The organism is Nitrospira defluvii (assembly GCF_905220995.1).
Classification (GTDB): domain Bacteria; phylum Nitrospirota; class Nitrospiria; order Nitrospirales; family Nitrospiraceae; genus Nitrospira_A; species Nitrospira_A defluvii_C.
This window is the reverse complement of the sequence record NZ_CAJNBJ010000018.1, coordinates 246,422-266,000: the sequence shown is the minus strand read 5'-3', so window position 1 is coordinate 266,000 and position 19,579 is coordinate 246,422. Positions and strand designations below refer to the sequence as shown.

The window sequence follows — 19,579 nt, the reverse complement described above, 5'->3', positions numbered from 1 at the left end:
AGATAGCAGGAAGAGTAAGGAGTGTGTCATGTTGCATGCCTCGTTGATTGCTCTCGTGCTTGGACTCGTGGTTTGGGGGCTCAATTGGACCGGGCTCGCCGAGATGCCGAGCCAGGTCTATTGGATCTTTACAGGGGGGGGAATGCTGTTGATGCTGATCCACCTTGCGACAAGGCGACCGGCCCGCGTGTGGTAAGAGGACCCATCACTATGCGGCTCCGCGATGCATGCATCATAAGCGCCCTGCTGGGAATTAGTGCGCCTTGCTTCAGTGAGGTTGAAGCTGCGAAGGAGTGGGCGCCGCAGGAGGTTGCGGCAATTCTCGCGCAGTCGCATGCGCAGCTGCTCATGCGACCGATGGGGACGGAGCCAAGTTCGCTTCAGACGAACGAGGCGGACCAACAACGGTATATGGTGCAATCCGGCTATGCGTTGCAGTTGGCAAGAGGGGAGAAAAATGTGAAGCAGATTGTTGAGGCGATCGCCCTATCGTCGGAATTTAACGCCAAGTGGATAACACCCCACATGGGTACTGCGCAGACCGGATCGGCCCCGGGAGTACCGCCCGTAGCGGCCCCTGAAAAGGCCATCGATAGCCTGTACTGTGCGTTGTTAGGCCGGCGTGTGGATAGTGCGTCGTTGGCCAGCGCTCGCAAGGATCTGGTGAGTTTCGGCTTTGAACGGGTGATCCGTGACGTGATCGACGGGAAGGAATACCGAGACCGGTTCGGTGACACCAAAGTACCTTACATAACCAGTGAGAACCAGGCGGCAGTCGGTTGCCCGCAAGCGGCTCTATAGCAGCGGTTCCAGCGCAGCAGGCTCAGGATTTCATCAGTGCAGGTGGCTTGACGGGACGGCAATAACCTCATCGCAGGAGAGAGAGGCAGAAAATGAGTATGACGCCGGAGGAACGCATCGCAAATATGACAAAGTCGATCAATCAAGCCATCAAGGTGATGGGGGATCGTTTCGGGTCGACAGAGGAAGATGTGGCGCGAGCCATCCAAGGCCTGAAGGCCTCAATACAGACGGCACCTCAGGAGAAGCCGGTGCCAGTCGGGGCCGCCACCCAGCCCTGAGGCCTCACCGGGCCTAACTGTCTGATTGGTGGGGTAGCCATGTGGTTTGCCGATGCTCCGATGTCTCTCGTTGTTGGAAGCATAGGTGTCTTCTGTACTCCCTTGCTGCCTCCCGGGCACGAGTCAACCAACGGACTAGGCCTCAATATCCCTTGACTCCGATCGCCATAGCGCTTAGCGTGAAGGATATGACGTCTCTAGCTCCGCCGACTGTTCTCTCCCTCGCGCTTCGAGTCTCCTTCCCGCGCGACTGATTGTCCGGTCTCCGTCGCTTCTTACGCCAGAGTGCCCTGCACTGACCGATGATACCGTCTTCGTGGACGGAGCGATTGTCGCTTCCGGCGAGGCACGGCGTTGTGACCAGTAGTTCCATCAGACACTATTACCCGTTTCATATAGCAGTACAAGGGAGCACCATTATGATTACCATCACGGCAACGGCTGAAGAGAAAATTCGCGAGTTGATGTTGGAAGAAAAAGATACCTTGGGGTTGCGGGTTTATGTGAAGGGCGGGGGCTGCCACGGCTATCAATATGGGATGGCGTTCGAGTCGAAGATGAGCGATGACGATACCGTGATTGAAAAGGGCGACGTGAAGGTGATCATGGATTCGCAAAGCGCTCCGCTGTTGAGTGGCTGCGAAGTCGACTATGTCGACAGCGTGCAGGGCTCGGGATTTGCGATCAAGAATCCACAAGCCAAGACGACCTGCGGCTGCGGGAGCTCATTCAGCGCCTAATTCCGGCTCGCATCGCTGTCTCTGTGCGATCGTCGCCGTGACTGAAGGCTCACCTTCCCAAGAAGTGAGCGTGTCATCGCCGGCCCGCGAGTGTGTGGCGGGATGACCATGCTGCCGGAAATCATCGTGGAAGAAATTAAGCGTGCGCTTGGGGTGCGTTCCGGCACGCTCGCCCGTCGCGGTTAACACGTAGAGCGCCGGAGAAGGAAAAACGGTTTCCAGCCGGCTTGAAGCACATTGACCCTTGGAAAAGCTGAGAGGAGAGAGCGATGAGCAAAGAACGCATCAAGATTTCGCCGGATCTGTATGACATCATGCCGTCGGATTATCAGGACCTGGTCAGCAGTGCCACATACGGCAAGGAGGATCGTGGATGGAAGGACATCGGCACCTCCAAGGAATTGATCGAGCAGCATTCACTCTGTGCCGGATGTCCTGAATCCATGGCGTTTCGATATATTCTGGCCTCGCTCCCCAACCCCGAAGACACGGTCATGGTCGGCTCGACCGGCTGTACGAGCCTCGTGTTTCCGATGGTGGCCGTCCACAACATTCATTCCCTGTTCGGGAATCAGAATGCCATTGCCTCGGGGCTCAAACGAGCCTTGAGTGTCCGCTTTCCTGATCGTATTAAAGATGTGGTCGTGTTGGCGGGAGATGGCGCGACGGTGGACATCGGCCTGGACATGACCCTGCAAGCCTGGTTCCGCCAGGAAAAGTTCACGACCATTTGCTTTGACAACGAACTCTACGCCAACACCGGCGGGCAGGAGAGCGGTCTTATGCAGAAGGGGTTCGTGGCCAAAATGGCGCCGGTTGGAAAGCTGTTCGAGAAGGTCCGGTTGCCTGAAATTGCCCGGGAGTCCGGCTGTCACTACGTAGTCAACTGCACGGTGAGCAAGCCGTCGCTGGTTGAGAAGGTCGTACGCAACGCGGTGCTGATCGCGCGGGAAATCGGGCCGACCTATCTGCAACTCTATACGCCCTGCATTCTGGAGATCGGCAAGAACAGCATGGAGGGTTTGCAGGAAATGCGGGACTCCGAGAAGCCCACGGAACGGTTTGCCTTCAAGGAATATATCAGCGAGCCGGCAAAACAGCTCTTAGCGGAGCGTGATGCCAAAGCCAAAGAGAAGAAAGCCGCTGCCAAGCAACTGGTGTCCTAAGCGGTAGGATGATCACCGCCGCTTCCGCGGCAATAAGAGAGCGAGGTTTCAGATGAGTCTCGATTATGTCAAGTTTACACCCGGCTTCGAGCAGTTCATGCCGAAAGAATATCGGGATATGGTCGAACATGGACCATTCGGGAAAAAGACAACGGTGTCGCAGATGGGCAGCTTCAAGGAAATCCTGGAAGAACACCCGATGTGTGCCGGCTGCGCCATGACACTGTTCATTCGGTTGGCGATCATCGCCTTCCCGAATCCCGAAGATACCATTACCGTTGGGACGGCCGGTTGCGGACGATTGGCGATTTCCCAGGCGGCGATTCCATTCGTGTACGGCAACTACGGCGACCAGAATGGTGTCGCGAGCGGTTTATCGCGAGGACTCCGGCTCCGTTTCGGCGACAAGCCGAAGGATGTGGTCGTAATCGCGGGCGACGGCGGAACCGCCGACATCGGGTTCCAGCAGGTGCTGCATTCCTGGTTCCGGAAGGAACGGTTCACGACCATCATGTTGGACAACGAGGTGTACGGCAACACCGGCGGGCAGGAAAGCGGTATGACGACCAGAGGGGCCGTGCTGAAGATGGCTCCGCTGGGAAAGAAGTTCGAAAAAATGGACATGGTCACGATGGCCAAAGTCGCCGGCTGTTCCTATATCGCTACGGTCGTGCCGAACAATCCGCGGCGGGTGGAAAGCGTCATCAAAAAAGCGGTGTTGATCGCCCGGGACATCGGCCCTACGTATATTCAGGCGTATACTTCCTGCAATATCGAGTACGCGATCCCGACCGACAAGGTGATGGAAGATGCCAAGACCGTTGAAGACGATCGTTACAAATTTACCGAGTATGTCAGCGACGAAGCGAAGGCGTATCTTGCCGAGCGCTATGGCTACAAGGAATTTATGCCGAAGGCCGTCCCTGCTTCCGTCACGACGGCCTGAGTAGCCTTAAGGGATAAGCAGTCATTTCCCAGGCTCGCTCTGGCGGGCAGGAGTTGAACCCCCTGCCTCGCCAGAGCGAGGCAGGGACTGCAATTGATGCTGATCCATCACACTGCTCCACACGGGCGGTTCGCTTGAGCCTTGCCAGAAAATAATTAAGTCGCGTGGAATCAAGAGCTTGCCTCATCGAGCCTCGCAGCCTCCGTTGACACAGCCAGTCGCGCACTGTAGGGTGAGTTATGACGTCTTGAGCCACGCCGACTGTCTCATCTTGCGCGCCTCCTTCCATCCTTTGCGCGTCTGATTCCCCGGTCTTCGCTGCTTCTACGCCAGAGTTTCCATCTCAGAGCACCAGGTCTCGGCATGCGTTCGCGCGTGTCGGCCCTTACAACGGTGTGGCGCGATGCTTGCCACCGATAAAGGAGAATGCAATGACACAGGAGCAATTCCAACAGTTCTGGCTGCAACTCAAGGCTCCCCTCAAGGCCAGGTGGGGGAACATCACGGAGAGCGATCTCGGTGAAATCCAGGGCAGCCTGGCAAAGTTCGGTGATGTGCTGCAGAAACGTTATGGTGAGGGGCACAAGGACGAAGTCAGTCTGTGGGCTGATCGTCGGCATGCGCATTGGAGCGGTAACTATATCGGATACCAAGACCTGAAACCGACCGCCTGAATCAGTGTCTCCGTCCGGAGCATCGATATCTCGGCGAGGCCTTGCGCCCGCGCGGGCGATAAGAGCCAAAAGGAGGGCACCAGTCGTGCGAAAGATCGTCATTAACACGAGTTATGATCAGTTCTGTTTGAGTCACAAAGCATTTCTGCGCCTGCGTGAGCTGGGGCAGCCGGATGCGCTCAACGAGACCGACCTGGGCGCCTACTGGCCTTCTGCGGCAGGTCCTCGGGAGCCAAGCCTCAACCGGTGCGGGGTGTCGATTCCCCGTGACGACAAGCGGTTGGTGCAAGTGGTGGAGGAACTCCAAGGAGAGGCGAATGGTCATTGTGCTCAGCTGAAGGTCGTGTCGATTCCGGAGGATGTGTTGTGGGTCATCGTAAAGACGAATGGAAGCGAGCAGGTCAGCGAACAACATCGCATGTGGGCCTGACCTGACGGGGTCGGGCGCCAAGCTTCGCGGTTAAACCGGACCTGCAAGCTGGATGTGGGTGGGCCCGGAGATGCCCCGCCTTGTGCGAGTCTCCGGGCGTGCTCCGTCCTTAAATCCGCGCTTCACCGTGTCGCGTGTGATCTGCACGACAAGGTCAATACGACCAGGTGAGAAGGGTTGTAACGACGTTCTTGCTGTAGGCATACACGGGAATATTAGAGCTGTTGAGGACTCCCTGATATTGCAGCGCAAGGTTGAGGTTGTGGGGTAATGGCTTGGTGATTTGGCAGAAAATGTCTTGCTCGATATCCCGGCGCGCGGATAATTCCCCGGTATTGTCTAAGAAAATGCCTTGGACATGGTTGTACGCCCGCCAGTGTACTTCGTAGTCGAGTCTGAGGTTGAGGTCATACCAAGGAAGCACAACTTGCACTCCTGCCTGAATTCGATCTCCTGAATAGGCGAAACTGGATCCGCTGGCGGCCTCGACGTCGTGCTGGTACCCCAACCGGAGGATGTACTGATCTTGCCGGAAGCGAAAGGCCTGGAGAACCCCGAGCATGCTGTTGAACGCATCGCGTGATTCCGGGGCAAATCGGAGATCGCTATTGCCGGGCTCCGCGTAGAAGTCCTTTCGCTGATACCGATACAGGACAGTGGTCAGGTTTTCCATCCGACCGAGGGCTGGCAATGTCACTGCGGGCGGAACGAAGGCGGCGGGGAAGGTGAGTGTGTGACGTGAGAGAAAGCCCTTTAGCCCGAGAAGCATGTAGTCATAGCTGTATTGCCCGCCGATTTCATAGGGGATGCTTCCCAACGTGCCTCGATAGACGCCGGACAGCGCGCCCAGGTGGTCTTGGATGTCGAAGGCGCCCACGCCGCTGTTGGTGTTCACCGTCTGGTAGTACGAGTAGGCCACCGTCGACTCAATCGGCCCATTGCGATACCAGGAGTAGTCGCCCCTAGCGGAGGTGACGAAGCCTGGGGACTGTGTGGTGCGTGCACGGAGAGTCTCCGCGACCACGTCGCTGCTTGTGCGAGGGTTCACAGCCACGTTGTCGTCGTAATACCCTCCAACTGCGAGTTGCACATGAAGTCGCTGGGTATCCGGCATCCGTGTCGCGGCGGCGGTCAGTGCTTCCTGGATGCGGACGGATGCACCGGTGATCGGAGAATTGGGCTGGACGCGTTGCGCGGAGATCAATTCCGCCTGTGCCTGGTCGGAAAGGCCGAGTATTCCCAGGGCCAGGCCTCGATAAAACATCACAAGTTGCTGAATGTCCGGATCGGATGATCGGTTGCTCGCCAGCGCAGCCACGGCACCGTCATAATCTTTCTTCTGATAACGAAGTACGCCCACAGCAAAGCCTAAGTCCTTCCGACTCGGCTCCCGCTGAAAGACCTCCTCCAAGAGCGGCGCCGCCTTCTCGTCGGCCCGCAGTGCAAAATGTGCGATTCCCAATTGGTAGGTCGCATCCAGATCGTTTGGCCGAAGCTGGTGAAGAGTCGTGAGGGGAGCAATGGCCAGGTCCGACCTTCCTTGGGCCAGATGGCAACGCGCGAGATAATAATAGGCTCGCCCATGGCCTGGATCCAGTGAAATGGCCCGTGCGAAGAAAGCGCGCGCTTCGTCAAACTGCTTGGCCTCAAGGGCCAGAATTCCCTCGGCGACGAGTACCTCCGCATCAGCCTGCTGCGCCAGGGAGCAAACAGGAAACCATACCAGCATGACGACGACCATGAATATTGCGGCGAGAAGCGGTCGTCGCTGAACGTGAGAGTTGCATGGAGGAATGGTCGGTAACCATTGCGAATGCATGCGTGATGAGTTCCTCCCTGCCTGCAGGTTCTTCGCTTGACGTGTAGCTGTGCGCCTCCCTACTATACGATACGGGGTTTGTATTTTCCGAGACCAAATCTCTGCAAAGTGGCTATGGTCAAGGTCTCGCGGAGATTACATGATTGGTGATGTGATTCAAGTCGGCAGTGGTGGCGAGGGATATCGATCTCATGGACACGCGTAGTAGGTGGGTAAGGGGAGTTGGGTGGAGTGTGGCGGTTCTGTTGGGCGTGGCCATCCCGGTATTGGCCCAAGAGGCGCCACGCCCCCTCTCCAATCCTAAGCCGGCGTTTGGCCTCGTCACGGATCTTCTCGGGACGCCGGTGAAGACGCGCGCATCTGATCCGTCAGGCATGGTTCCGCTGAAGCTCGGCGATCTCATATCCGCCGGCGATGAACTCCGGACAGGACAGGGCGGGAAATTGGAACTACTGTGGGATCATCGGGCGATCGTGGCCCTACACCATGATGCACGAGCGACGATTGGGGAGGCGCAATATGGGCAAACAGACGTGCGACTGCATCAAGGGACCGTGCGAATTGCCCTGTCGTACAATGCCGGGAGAGTGACTGATACCCTGACGCTTCGAACACCGCTTACAACGGTGAGGACACGGGGAGGAATCATAGAGTCGATGGTTCCCGGGGCAGAACGCCAATCATTTTTTTATGGCCTACTGAATGGGATTCCTGGCGAAACAGTTCGAGTGCTCGAAGGAACCGCACGCATTGAACCGTTAACGGAAGAGGGGAAAGTCTTAACTCTGAAGGCGGGGAATGAAGTATCGGTGAAGACGGGGAAATTCTTGGCCGTGTCTGAGCACGAGGTGAATCAGGCGCCGGCACAGCCGCTCGCCGTCAGGGAGGAACATCGCCAAATCCCGGGGACGGTCATGCACCAAATCGTCAATGCGCAGGTGGGTGTTGCGCTTGAGACTGGGCAGTTTTTTGTAGCCTCTGCAGTGGGAACTGAGAAGGAACCGGTCGGCACGGCTCCGAAGGGAGTCATTCTGGCGACCACTGCCGGCGTGCCGCTGACAAGCCTGTTCCCACCTTCCCCAACCCCGGGGACTGTCTCGCCAAGCTCCACTCCTCAGGCCGCGCCGCCTCCCTTACAAGGGATCAATGTGGGCAGCTTGGGCCCGGCCCAGTCCGGTGGATTGAACAGCCGTGGCATCCTCACAGAAATCCTGAAAGACGTGGGAAAGCGAGGGCGGGGATCTCGAAAGGAATAGGGTATGTGGCGATTTCTCAGAAGTGATCTCACAAAGACCGACAGACCTGCGAGCGGATCCGCATGACGGCGTCCTGGCGAAACCGCGATTTGTACGTGCGGATGATGCGTTGAAGGCCGCGTTCTCGCTCCTGGCTCCCGTCATGTGCGAGTTGGAGCACGTGTGAGATTTCTGTCGCAACGGAGCCAGTCGCGTTTTTCCAGCGTCCCTGGGCTATCCAGAATGTCAGTCCTTCAGGAAACTCCCCACTCACCGTGTCGTTCAGGAAGCTAGTCCATTCTTGGTCCGTCACGATGCCGTCCGGCTTCGCGGTTCCGAAATAGAGTGAGTCGAGCACGATCGGGTGTGTTCCCGGTAAGCAAATGGGGGCGGACGATGCACATCCGCTCATCAGCAGGGCAATCAGTAGATGCCACAGGGAAGCTTGTATGATGGGATGGCGGGCAAGCATAGGTGGTAGCCCAGAGCGCTGCGCGGTGTTACGTCTTCGGCTTGGTGGAGCGCTGCGGCGCCTCCTTCGACTTGCCGGCCTCTTTCTCTCTGCCGGTCACGTGCTTGAATGCCTTCCCGATGGCCGGTCCGATCTTGGGGATTTCTTCCTCGATGTGTTTCGCGGCACTCTTCACGCCACGCCCGATGTCGTCCAGGGTGAGGCCTTGTTTGGTGTCGGTCTTTCCGCGACCGGTTGCTTCGGATGCTCCTTCAACCGGCAGCGCGACTGAGGAAGCGAGCAGAAGTATCGAGAGGAAAGACAGAGCCTGCTTCATGAACGACTCCCACATCCTTGGACAAAGTATAAGAGAATCTCAGTGCTGAACCAATCGTTTCTTATGTGGGCAGCCTGGCAGGAGCGACGGAAAACGGCCGACCTGTTGACCGATAGGGGCACCCTGCGGTAGAGTGTGAAACTACTGCAGCATTGTATCGGTCCACCAATGCTGTACCTCCTCAACGTGGACCGCGCGATCGCATCGCGACCAGGTCCAGTTTGGAGCTGACTCCCTCCGGATTCACCCTCCCCACGGTTCTCTGATCCCGTCTTAATGCGATCCACAACGAAAGGATAGCTGCGTGCAGACGACTGCGTGTACGAGTTTTGAGTCTATTGGTGTGTCTCCTACCCTGTTGCGAAATTTAACCAAAGCAGGTTTTGTTGAACCGACTGCGATCCAAGCCCAAGCCATCCCTCAGGCATTGGCGGGACGGGATGTGTTGGGCTGCGCCCAGACCGGCACGGGAAAGACCGCAGCGTTCGTGATTCCCATGTTGGAGCGGTTGAGCGGAACTCCCAAAGGTCAGCCTCGCGCACTCATTCTGGCGCCTACTCGTGAGCTGGCCATCCAGATTCAGGCCACGATCGACGCCTTGGGCCGTGACTTGCAGCTGTTCGCCACCACGGTGGTCGGCGGGGCTGATATGCAAGCCCAGGTTCGAGGATTGAGACAACGTCCGGATATCATTGTGGCCACTCCGGGGCGATTGCTGGATCATATGTGGAATGGCACGATCAGCTTGCTTGCCATGACCATCTTGGTGCTCGACGAGGCGGACCGGATGTTGGACATGGGCTTTGCGCCGCAAATCAATCAGATCCTGGATGCCATGCCCGAGGAGCGGCAGACATTGCTGTTTTCCGCGACCATGCCGACGGATCTTGCGCGGTTGGCACAGGCCAGCGTGAAAGATCCGGTGCGGGTGATGGTGACCAAATCAGCCACGACGGCCGACGGGGTTTCGCAAGCCGTGCATCACACGACGCACGACCGTAAAAATGCGCTCCTCATGTCGCTGCTGCAACCGGCAGACGATACCGTGCTGGTCTTTACCAGAACCAAGCATCGGGCGGATCGACTGGGGAATCTCCTCGGTTCCGCCGGGCATCGGGTCGCAGTGCTGCATGGTGGACGGACGCTCCCGCAACGTCGGGCGGCCCTGGAGGGGTTCCGGCGGGGAACCTATCGGGTGTTGGTGGCGACGGATATTGCCGCGCGAGGTATCGATGTGGCAAATATTGGGCATGTGATCAATTACGACGTGCCGAACTGCCCGGAAGACTATGTACATCGGATCGGGCGTACGGCGAGGATGAGAACGACCGGCCGCGCGACGACGTTTGTCACGGTTGAAGATCAAGAGCAATTGCGAGCCATTGAGCGCCTGCTCGGGCAAGCGGTGCCGCGTGCGGAAGGAAGCTCGGTTTCGCAGAGTAGTACGGCACGCCCAGAGGGCCATGCGCCGAGAAGTGAAGCGCCGCTGCGCCGCCGCCGCGCTCGCACCGCTCGAGGATGGCGACAAACCGCCGATGGCGGGTCTAGGGAAGCCGACGGGGGTATCAGGAACGGAAGCGATCTTGGACCGGTGTCTTAATTGGGCCAGCATACGTTGCAAGGGAGGAACGAAGGTGAGTGACCAGAACCAGGATGGACCGCGGGCTGGAAGTCAGTGGGTGAGAATTCCGGACGGGACAATGGTGCAACATCGTCTGGACGGGCAGAAGGGCCATATCGACGGCTTGACGGAGATCGTCAACGGTCCGAGCAGAAATCCCGATGGACGGACGCAGTATCGGATCAATGTCGGGAAGGGGGATCGGGTGTTGATTGCAGAGGAAGATCTCCTGATCTTGACCGATTCAGAGGGACTGGTCCGGATGGCAAAGGAGAAGGGAGAGTACCGCTCGCTGGTCAGCAAGCAGCTGCGCGGGGTCTTCGGAGAAGACCGTTTTATTGTGAAATCGTCGTAGTCCGAACTGAGAGTCGTGGCCTGCCCAGGAGCCGCTGTTTAATACAGGGGCTCCTGAGGTCCCCACCGCAATCCTTCCAGATCAGGATCTTCCCCAGTCGATGTCGTGGGCCGATCAGGTTTTTCGGCCTTGCGTTGAACACGACGGGCTTCTTTCTCCCGCTGCTTGGCCTGTTTGGCCTTTTCTCGATCTCGTTTCGCGATGGTGGTCTTGCCTGCTCGTGCGATGGTGGCCTCCTTCTGTTCGATTCTCCGTTCGGGCGGAGCGACGTGATTGGCCCAGTTACGACTGCGGTGGTCGACGGGTGGGTCGGACCTTGTTGGTGCGCGGGCGGGGATGCCCAGCACGCACTGGAGGCTGCTCGGATCGCGCGCGGGTTTCTTCGCCGAATCCAGTACTTGCCAACGCCGTCACCTCGCGCCGGATCTGCTCCATCGACCGTTCTTGAGAGACGACGGACGGATCAATCAGGCCGAGCTCGGTCCAAGGGATTCTCAGCTTGGGCACGGCCCGTTTCTGCTTACGGTTTGGTTTATTGCCGCGCCAGACGGACGTCATTTTCATCAGGCACTCCTTTCGACGAACGATAGAACGGCGATGTCCAGGCCATTCAACTGGTGCAGGAGGCACGAATGCCATGACCCGCGATGTCGCCGATGTCCAGATCCGGAGCAGGGACAATGGGCCGTAGGAGGAGCGTACCGTAAGGAAGCACTCGCGCGGCGATCACAGGGAAGCGCGAACTGTGGGGGATTCGCTCATGACTCGTACGGTTGATCACCCTATCATGCTTTCGACAATCCGGTCAAACGAGCATCCGGTGGGGGGATTCAACCAGAAGACGTTCGTACTACTGCTGTCACCTTGCGATGACATGAGCGAGTACGTCACAGGTGGGCATTCATCGCTCGGGGTTGGCATGCGGTCCAGGTGCATCGGTCGCTGGCCGCCGTATTCCCAGCTTTCTCAACCGGCTTCGAAGCGTTTCGGGGTTGAGGCCCAACAGATGAGCGGCCCCTTGGTCGCCATAAATTCGCCACTTTGTGCGCTGGAGAACCTCCGTAATGTGGTGCCGCTCAAGGTCGCCAAGGTTCACAGGTGTGACGGCATGTTGGTTGGAAGGGGGCTTTGCGATCGGAAGCAACATCTCCTCCACTGTAACTCGGGATGAGTGGGAGAGAATGATGGCCCGTTCGATGACATTCTGCAGTTCGCGCACGTTCCCCGGCCAGTTATAGGTCAGCAGGCGGGCCATCGACTGCGCGTCGAAGGAGAGATGGGGCCGTTTGAGCTTGGTACCGATCTGCGCGAGAAAATGTTGCGCAAGGAGAGGAATGTCTTCCCGACGTTCCCGAAGCGGGGGGACTGAAATCGGGAAAATGTGAAGACGGTAGTACAAATCCGCCCGGAAGGTGCCCTGCCGGATCGCGGCAGACAGGTCGGCATTTGTAGCGGCAATGACGCGCACGTCGACGGCAAGGGGTTGGGTGCCACCGATGCGATCTACCATGCCATCCTGCAGCACGCGCAGGAGTTTGGCCTGGGTCTCCATCGGCATCTCACCGATTTCGTCCAGGAACAATGTGCCGGTATGGGCCAATTCAAAGCGTCCGGGTCTCCGCAATTGCGCCCCGGTAAATGCGCCTCGTTCATGACCAAACAGCTCGCTTTCGATCAGACCGGAGGGAAGCGCGGCGCAGTTCACCCGAATGAACGGCTTGTCGCAGCGGGTACTGAGGTCGTGCAGTGCCTGGGCCAAGACCTCTTTCCCGGTGCCCGTTTCCCCGAGGAGGAGGACGGTCGTATCGGTAGGCGCCACGGCTTTGACCAGGTCCACCACCTTCGTGAATGACGGGGATGTTCCCACAACAAGGCGAAGGTCGCGGCTCGCCTTCACCTCTGCGGCGAGATACTCGTTCTCCCGTCGCAGTTGTTCGCTGAGTTGTTTGATTTGTTGATAGGCCTGCACATGATCAATGGCGTAGGCAATCTGGGTGGCGACCTGCTGGAGGAATTTGCAGTCGTCCGGATCGGGTGTTCCCGGTTGGACGCTGCCGATATTGAGCGTGCCGAGACAATGTTCACGAACCAGGAGCGGCAGGTTGATCATCCGTCCCAAACCTTCACGGACGTAGTAGCCATCTTCCAGAAACACCTGCTCCTGTTGCAGATCTTCTCTGATGTGCAGGCGCCGATTGTCGTACACCCACCCGACGGCGCTGCCCTCTCGCGGAATGACGCTATCGTGCGCGAGCGCCGGTGTGGCCATGTTCGTGATGACCGCGTAGAACCGGAAGGAATCGGTACTTGGTTCGTATAAGGTAATGCCGGCCCGGTCCCAGGGAATGACCTTTTGAATTTGATCGGCAATCACGCGCCACAGACTTTCAATGTCCCGTTGCGAGTTCAGGGCATTCGTCACTTCCAGCAGCGTCTCAAAGTTGAGGGTAGCGCGTTGCATGGGTGCTTAGAAATTGGTCCAGAGTTGGACGATGCCCCAATCCTGGTCCTTGGTTGTGCCCAGGTGTTCCCGAATGTAGGGCCCTGAAAAGAAATGCCCGTACATGACCGCCAGTGAAATCTTTCCGTCGGCGAACATATGACTCCATGCGACGTCGAGCTCGTCGCCGATGTGGGTGGTGGTATTGTCGGAGCGTGAGAAGATCAGCGGCCCCTGTGAACCACGGTACCAATTATCCCGCGCGCTTGCCAAGTATTTGCGCAACGCCCAGATTTCGATGTGGTCTCGGGCGGTCGGACGGGCTTGGAAATTAATCTGTGGTTGAACGCTGTTGCGCCAAGCGCCGTTCAACATATAGCCGACGTGGAGAAAGTTGGTCGGGAAAAAGTTCTCAAAGGTGTTGGCGTTGCCGCCGCAACTCCGTGCGAGAGTCCCGCCTGGCGTGGCGCAATTGCTGTCGCCGTCTCCCGAGGCATAATCGAACCCGATCGCCACACGAGGTTTCCAGGCATGTTGATACCATGTGTGGCCCAGCGAGGTACCGGAGGCCCAGGCATTGATCCGGAGGTTGCGTCGGTTGTCTACACCGAATCCGTCGGCCATCTGACCGAATTGGTAGGCCGTTTCATGGAGCATGTCCCAGTTGCCGTGTCGGACTTCGATGCGGAGGCCGACCATGTGTCGGAGTTGTGACGAGGATTTCGCCAGATACTGCCCAGGATTGGCCCGCTCGGGGAGTCGATTGGAGTACAGCACATAGTAGGGTTCCACGACCATGCGCGGGAGGCTGCGGATTTGGTTGTAGAACACCACCATGTCCACATCACTGCCCGCGTCGGTTGCATGTTGTGCCAGGGCAGGATTACAGAGCGATGTCGACGGATCCGGCGTACACGTCAGGAGATTGGGAGTGAGACTTCCGCCGGGGTCGGCTTGTCCCAGATCGGTTTCCGAGTGTCGGAACCAACCGAGCTTCGTATCAAACGCCGATGTGGCGTAGCTGAGCATGATGCCGTCGTGGGAGTAGCCGGTATTGGCCCAATCAAAATGTCCGAACAGCCGTTGATTGCCGAACACAAGGTATTGGCGTCCGAGTTTAAGGCTTAACCCGTCGATGCCACCGAGGTTGCGAAGCAATCCGTACGCCGCGCGTAGCCCCAGTCGGCACTGGCCCGGACGCAGTACCGCGCATTGATGATTGGAGGCGTCTCCACCTTGAAGTGCATTGGTCGGGCTGCCGCTGGCCCCCCAGGTTGCCGAATCTTGCAGCTCGATGTAAAAGTTGACGTCGGGGGAGGGATCGTAGCCGAGGCCCACGCGTGCCCATTGCTGGATGAAGGAGTCGTTCGCCTTATTCCCGCTGAATGCGGATGTGCCGGACCCTGCCGCATTGAGGCTGTTGCAGGCGCCGGCGATCGGCGGCCCGCCTCCGAAGCAGACACCGTTCCGCCATTCGGGTCTGACTCGCAGGTCCGCACGCATCCAGAAGCGCTGGAGGTCGAACAGCGATGTGGCCGTCCTGGTGTGAAGGCTACTGGTCTCGGTGCCGTATGTCTCGTACGAGGAGACAAACAGCGGTGAAGGGGGGCCATAGCCGATCTGTCCGGCCTCGGCATGGGCCAAGGGGGCGTCGAGAACAGCCCAGGATTGGTGCATCAGGGCGAGGCAGAGCAGCAACAGGCTCCGCATGACGATGTGATGGCGCATCGGTGGTCAAGGAACATGGAATCCTTCATTTCTCCTTAGAGGAGATGTGCGGGCCGGTGATCCATTCGGTGGTCCCCGGCCCGTCGAGAGATTCACTGTTCGACGCAGCGAACGGTATTCAGAAACTCATGCCGGCTCGTTCTTCCATGTTGCGCATAAATTCTTCATGCTCCTTCACAGTCTCAGCGCCTTTGGCGCGAATGTGCCGGTCGCGGGCATGAAATTCATCGGGCGTCACCCGGTAGCAGTAGTCCCACAAGGCCTCGGCACTGTGTTCGTCGATGCCGCCCACTCGTGCCTCTAACATGACCATCAGCGCGTTGACGCCCTCATAGGTGGCGCGACGATTTCCCGACCGGTGCAATTCGCGGATCTTGCTGGTTTGATCAACATAGGCTTGAAAATTACCGGGAATCAGGCTTTTTTCAGCCATGGTTTGGTAGGTGACGACCTGGCCGAGCAACTCTTCGGCCCAGGCGGCGGATTTCTGCTGGTTGTTCCACACGACTGGTTCAATCCCGCCGGAAAATCCGTGGGCCGTTGGAAGGCCCAACAGGGTGTAGGCTCCGAGTAGCAATGCTGTAGAATAGATGGTGAGATGTCGGGTCATGTTCTCCTCCCTGAGATGTATCCGGGGCGTCATGCCGCCGGGTGAAGTGGTTCTCGCGTACTATTCAGCGTCAACGCCCATGACTCACAGAACTAGCAATGCCCATGCCGGGATGGCGGAGCCAAACTCGTTCACTAACGCATTGATTTCTCGTGGGTATGATGTTGCGGTGTTTGTATGGTGTAGCGGGACCGTTCGTGGGAACGGTGGCCACGTGAAATGAAACGGTCTATCGTTTCAGGACTGGTGTTCGACTCTGTGCGATCGCATTCGGAAAGATAACGATGCGGCGCGGGGTTGTTTGTCTGCAGACGGGTGCTCGGAAAGTTCCGGCGTCAGGCGGCGAAAACCACAAAATTGATTCGCAACCGTGGACGCCTTCTGTAGGGTAGGAAGGGTATCTCTGCATGGCGGAGAATCTCGTGGCATGAAGACCGAATGGAGGAGGGAAGGGACGATGAGCGTGGAGTGTACGGAGCCGTGGTTCATGGATGGTCAGGGTTCGGCCCGGTGTGATGAATAACAGTCTGTATCCCTATCTCCTATTCTGGGGCGTCGGCCTCCTGTGTTTCGCAGCCGAGTGGCTCCATCCCGCGCACCCCATCCGCTATCGGTCGGTCCTATGGAAGGACCTGCTCGCACTGGGACTGTACAACCTGTCGTTTCTGCTGGTCGTGCAGGTCACCGACCGCATCCCAATTCCGCAATACCTCCCGGTCGCCCTGTATAATTTGCCTTCGGTCTGGAAGCTGCTGCTGTTTTATCTCGTGGAGGATTTCGGGCTGTACTGGGTGCACCGATTGATGCATACCCGGACGGTCTGGCCCGTTCATCGATGGCACCACTCGCCGACGTCCCTCTATTGGCTGGCCGGCATTCGCGCAACCATTCCTCATATTGCGCTGTTCAACCTGACCTATGTCGCGGCCTTGCCCTTACTCCATGAGGCCTCTGGTTGGGTATTTCAGGTTATCATGGTCGAGCACATCGTGCGGAATAGCTGGATGCACCTGAATGTGACCTGGAATTCCGCTTGGCTGGAATGGGTCTTCGTGACGCCGCGTTACCACCACATCCATCACAGCAGTGCCCCCGCCCATCAGGTCAAGAATTTGGGCGCCTTGCTGACGATCTGGGATCGCCTCTTCGGCACCTACTACAACCCCGATCGGATTCAGGGACAGCTCTCGTTTGGGCTCAACGAGCGAGTCACGCCCGCAAGGCTTGTGATAGGCTTGTAGCCCTGTTTTGTTGCTTCACGGCGGCCTACGGAACCAATTACCATGCAGATGTCGACACTAGGACGGAGCGGTGCCGACCCCCAGCCGGGTCCGGAATTATCCATCATCGTCCCAACCTTCAATGAACGAGAAAACATCGGCCGACTGGTCGACCTCCTCGAAGCATGCCTGGCCGGGGTGCGTTGGGAATTGATCGTCGTGGACGATGACTCGCCCGACAACACCGCCGATCTGGTGCGCGGCCTTGCCCGTCTCAACGCACACGTACGTTGTGTGCAGCGAATCGGTCGGCGCGGGTTGTCCTCTGCGTGTCTCGAAGGGATGTTGACGAGCTCGGCGCCGTTTCTGGCCGTGATGGATGGTGATCTGCAACATGATGAGCGGCTCTTGCCGGAGATGCTTCGCCAGCTCAAAGAAGAGAACTACGACCTCGTCATCGGGAGCCGGTACATGGCCGGCGGGAGTATCGGGCAGTGGGATGAGATGCGGGCAAAGACGAGCCGGTGGGCGACCTCCATGAGCCGTCCCTGGGTACCGGAAGGACTCACCGATCCCATGAGCGGGTTCTTTGCGTTACGCCGTGACACGTTCGATCTGCTCGTCAGGCGGACCTCGGGGCTCGGATTCAAACTGCTGCTCGACTTGTTTGCGTCCTCGCCGCGGCTACTGCGATTCAAGGAACTTCCCTTTGAATTCAGAATCCGGCAGGCTGGGGAGAGTAAGGTCGATGGCCAGGTGGTGTGGGAGTACTTGATGCTCCTGCTCGACAAGTCGATCGGCCGCTACGTGCCGGTGCGATTGGTCGCATTTGCCCTGGTCGGTGGGTCGGGAGTGGTCGTGCACTTTGCTGTGTTGCTGCTGTTCTATCGCGGATTGTCCCTGCCCTTCGCTTGGGGGCAAGGGCTCGCAACCGTGCTGGCAATGACCAGCAATTTTGCGCTGAACAATCTGATCACCTATCGCGACCGGCGGCTCACGGGATGGCATTGGCTGCGGGGGTGGCTTTCCTTCGCGCTCGTGTGCGGCCTCGGCGCGATTGGAAACGTGGGAGTGGCGTCCTATCTCTTCGGGCAGGATCTTCACTGGGGCTTCTCTGCAATGGCGGGTATCGTCGTGGGGACGGTGTGGAACTATGCCGTCACCGCCTCGTACACCTGGAAAGCCAAGAGCAGGTAGCGTCGGTCAGGGCTGCCGTTCGGGGATCCGGTACAGCGTGAACTCCTCCCCCTGTGTGACGGGAACAAAGTCTGAGGGGACCGGTGGGCGAAGGGTCTGAGTGCGCCGTACGACCACATAGTCGTATTGTGTGCGAAACCGATCCCAAGGAATGGGGACGGCTTGCGCGAGAAATTCCTCCACCGTGAGCAGGGAGCGCATCGGCGGAGTCAATTGCACCGGCTGTTGGCCGGGTGCCGTGAAGAGATTGGACACAAACGCTGATCGACGGATGATGCCCCAACAGGACAGGTTGACCATCGGCCTGGTCTCAGGAATCCTCGAGTCTCGTGGTGAGTTGGCATCGTAGGAGGCCAGTTTAATCGCCGACAGCAAACGGGTTCCTTCCGGAAGTTGATCGAGTGCCGCGATAAATTGGCGATAGTGACGATCGGTTTCCAGCCATCCTTCGGTAATCACGGCCATCCGCATCACAAAGAGTAGGCTGAACGCGAGGGCGACAGGAACAAACCAGCGCCGACGCCAATTCGGCCAATCCGAACTCGCAATTGCGAGTAACACCACGACCACGGGCATACGAATATCGACGACCGCCGTTGTCCCGATCGACGCGGGCATCGCCAGTGCCGCTCCCAGCGTCGCAGCCAAGGGAAGGTACATGGAAGGACGCAGCGACCACTGTCTCCGCCAAAGGCCCACCCCAACAAGACCGACCAATAGCACCGCTGATACCCGGTCCAACCCCTGGTGCTCCGTGCGAAGCACGCCTTTGAAGGCTTCGACCTTCACGTTCAACGGAAGAAAGGTCACCGCCGGCGGGGGAGGCAATCCGCGGAGCCAGAATGGATAGTCGGCCGGGTTGGTTCTGAACGTCGGTGAAAGGATCAACAAGATCATCGGCAAGACGGTCGTCGGCAGGGCCTTCCCCAGCGAGGTTTCCATGAATCGCCCGCCTGCGTGCCGGTGGCTCCACCAGGACGCACCTTCGTAGGACAGCACCACGAGTGCGAACACGCCGAAGGCGAACAGATGGGCGAAAAAGAGTACCACCGCAAGCAGGGAAAACAGTGGAATCAAGAGGCGAGCAGAACGGTCACGGAGGGTGATCCAGAGTGCAGAGCTGAGCAGGGCCAAGCCGAGACCGAACAAGTAATTCAGGAATCCCCACAGGAAGACACTGTTGTAGAGAAAGAAGAAGGCCAAGATCGGCCATGGCGACCACCGCTGATGAAGGGCCCGATGCAAGGCTATGGTACCGAATGCCAGGAATGTAAGAATCAACCCGAGAAACAGTTTCCCGGCTGTTTCGACCGACACGACGGTCAGCAAGGGAGGCAGGAGGATATCGATCGCCAAGTTGGGGAGGAGGTCCCAGTGGATCTCGTAGTACTGCCGGAGGAGCGGATGCTGTCCGTTGTCGGCCAGAATGTGAACGCGAGCCAGGTGATTGGGATAGTCCACCAGCGGCGGTATGTGCACCAGCACGAGGGGGATCAGCGCGATGAGCAGCAAGGCTCCAGCCGAGCCG

The 19,579-nt window shown here is 58.3% G+C and carries 21 protein-coding genes; 13 read left to right on the top strand and 8 right to left on the bottom strand.

The annotated features are described in order from the left end of the window. Positions 1-28: 28 nt before the first annotated feature. The 8 genes from KJA79_RS19975 to KJA79_RS19940 all read left to right on the top strand — a co-directional run bounded on the left by KJA79_RS19975 (position 29) and on the right by KJA79_RS19940 (position 5,038). Positions 29-196, top strand: coding sequence for a hypothetical protein (locus tag KJA79_RS19975; protein ID WP_213043856.1), 168 nt, complete (start codon positions 29-31; stop codon positions 194-196). 14 nt (positions 197-210) lie between these two features. Continuing rightward, positions 211-801 carry a phycobilisome rod-core linker polypeptide gene (locus tag KJA79_RS19970; RefSeq protein WP_213043855.1) on the top strand — a complete coding sequence of 197 codons (591 nt, stop codon included), beginning with the start codon at positions 211-213 and terminating at the stop codon, positions 799-801. 92 nt (positions 802-893) lie between these two features. Further along, positions 894-1,082 (top strand): hypothetical protein, encoded by a 189-nt coding sequence (locus KJA79_RS19965; RefSeq protein ID WP_213043854.1) that lies wholly within the window; start codon positions 894-896, stop codon positions 1,080-1,082. 419 nt (positions 1,083-1,501) lie between these two features. Further along, the gene (erpA, locus tag KJA79_RS19960; protein WP_013248027.1) at positions 1,502-1,822 is read left to right on the top strand and encodes an iron-sulfur cluster insertion protein ErpA; all 321 of its coding nucleotides are present in this window, start codon (positions 1,502-1,504) and stop codon (positions 1,820-1,822) included. A gap of 269 nt (positions 1,823-2,091) precedes the next feature. Beyond that, positions 2,092-2,988: a thiamine pyrophosphate-dependent enzyme gene (locus tag KJA79_RS19955; RefSeq protein ID WP_213043853.1), complete on the top strand. Its 897-nt coding sequence runs from the start codon at positions 2,092-2,094 to the stop codon at positions 2,986-2,988. 52 nt (positions 2,989-3,040) lie between these two features. Beyond that, positions 3,041-3,934 (top strand): thiamine pyrophosphate-dependent enzyme, encoded by an 894-nt coding sequence (locus KJA79_RS19950; protein ID WP_213043852.1) that lies wholly within the window; start codon positions 3,041-3,043, stop codon positions 3,932-3,934. A 431-nt stretch (positions 3,935-4,365) separates the two neighbouring features. Further along, the gene (locus KJA79_RS19945) at positions 4,366-4,608 is read left to right on the top strand and encodes a CsbD family protein (RefSeq protein WP_213043851.1); all 243 of its coding nucleotides are present in this window, start codon (positions 4,366-4,368) and stop codon (positions 4,606-4,608) included. Positions 4,609-4,693: 85 nt separating this feature from the next. After that, complete coding sequence (locus tag KJA79_RS19940; protein WP_213043850.1) at positions 4,694-5,038, top strand: hypothetical protein; 345 nt, start codon at positions 4,694-4,696, stop codon at positions 5,036-5,038. A gap of 154 nt (positions 5,039-5,192) precedes the next feature. On the opposite strand, the gene KJA79_RS19935 is transcribed toward KJA79_RS19940, so the two are convergent. Continuing rightward, positions 5,193-6,779, bottom strand: a complete 1,587-nt coding sequence (locus KJA79_RS19935) for a tetratricopeptide repeat protein (protein ID WP_213043849.1) — start codon at positions 6,777-6,779, stop codon at positions 5,193-5,195. 311 nt (positions 6,780-7,090) lie between these two features. On the opposite strand from KJA79_RS19935, the gene KJA79_RS19930 reads away from it, so the two are divergent. Then, complete coding sequence (locus KJA79_RS19930) at positions 7,091-8,113, top strand: FecR family protein (protein ID WP_213043848.1); 1,023 nt, start codon at positions 7,091-7,093, stop codon at positions 8,111-8,113. Between the two features lie 28 nt (positions 8,114-8,141). Here KJA79_RS19930 and KJA79_RS19925 read toward each other — a convergent pair whose 3' ends face one another. Beyond that, positions 8,142-8,450, bottom strand: a complete 309-nt coding sequence (locus KJA79_RS19925) for a DUF3574 domain-containing protein (RefSeq protein ID WP_213043847.1) — start codon at positions 8,448-8,450, stop codon at positions 8,142-8,144. Positions 8,451-8,592: 142 nt separating this feature from the next. Further along, a complete protein-coding gene (locus KJA79_RS19920; RefSeq protein ID WP_213043846.1) occupies positions 8,593-8,880 on the bottom strand; it encodes a hypothetical protein in 288 nt (95 codons plus the stop codon). A 304-nt stretch (positions 8,881-9,184) separates the two neighbouring features. On the opposite strand from KJA79_RS19920, the gene KJA79_RS19915 reads away from it, so the two are divergent. Beyond that, entirely contained in the window at positions 9,185-10,480 is a 1,296-nt protein-coding gene (locus KJA79_RS19915; RefSeq protein WP_213043845.1) for a DEAD/DEAH box helicase, read from the top strand. 34 nt (positions 10,481-10,514) lie between these two features. After that, positions 10,515-10,856 carry a hypothetical protein gene (locus KJA79_RS19910; protein WP_246507811.1) on the top strand — a complete coding sequence of 114 codons (342 nt, stop codon included), beginning with the start codon at positions 10,515-10,517 and terminating at the stop codon, positions 10,854-10,856. Positions 10,857-11,138: 282 nt separating this feature from the next. On the opposite strand, the gene KJA79_RS19905 is transcribed toward KJA79_RS19910, so the two are convergent. The 4 genes from KJA79_RS19905 to KJA79_RS19890 form a co-directional block, all read right to left on the bottom strand. Next, on the bottom strand, positions 11,139-11,420 hold the full coding sequence (locus tag KJA79_RS19905) for a hypothetical protein (protein ID WP_213043844.1): 282 nt from the start codon (positions 11,418-11,420) through the stop codon (positions 11,139-11,141). Positions 11,421-11,757: 337 nt separating this feature from the next. Further along, positions 11,758-13,317 carry a sigma-54-dependent Fis family transcriptional regulator gene (locus KJA79_RS19900; RefSeq protein WP_213043843.1) on the bottom strand — a complete coding sequence of 520 codons (1,560 nt, stop codon included), beginning with the start codon at positions 13,315-13,317 and terminating at the stop codon, positions 11,758-11,760. 6 nt (positions 13,318-13,323) lie between these two features. Further along, complete coding sequence (locus tag KJA79_RS19895) at positions 13,324-15,006, bottom strand: alginate export family protein (protein WP_246507809.1); 1,683 nt, start codon at positions 15,004-15,006, stop codon at positions 13,324-13,326. Positions 15,007-15,142: 136 nt separating this feature from the next. After that, entirely contained in the window at positions 15,143-15,634 is a 492-nt protein-coding gene (locus KJA79_RS19890) for a hypothetical protein (protein ID WP_213043841.1), read from the bottom strand. A 491-nt stretch (positions 15,635-16,125) separates the two neighbouring features. On the opposite strand from KJA79_RS19890, the gene KJA79_RS19885 reads away from it, so the two are divergent. Both KJA79_RS19885 and KJA79_RS19880 read left to right on the top strand, forming a co-directional pair. After that, complete coding sequence (locus KJA79_RS19885) at positions 16,126-16,875, top strand: sterol desaturase family protein (RefSeq protein WP_213043840.1); 750 nt, start codon at positions 16,126-16,128, stop codon at positions 16,873-16,875. Between the two features lie 48 nt (positions 16,876-16,923). Further along, the gene (locus tag KJA79_RS19880; RefSeq protein ID WP_213043839.1) at positions 16,924-18,051 is read left to right on the top strand and encodes a glycosyltransferase; all 1,128 of its coding nucleotides are present in this window, start codon (positions 16,924-16,926) and stop codon (positions 18,049-18,051) included. Between the two features lie 6 nt (positions 18,052-18,057). Here the strand turns inward: KJA79_RS19880 and KJA79_RS19875 are convergent, their stop codons facing one another. Further along, entirely contained in the window at positions 18,058-19,563 is a 1,506-nt protein-coding gene (locus KJA79_RS19875; protein WP_213043838.1) for a hypothetical protein, read from the bottom strand. Positions 19,564-19,579: the final 16 nt, after the last annotated feature.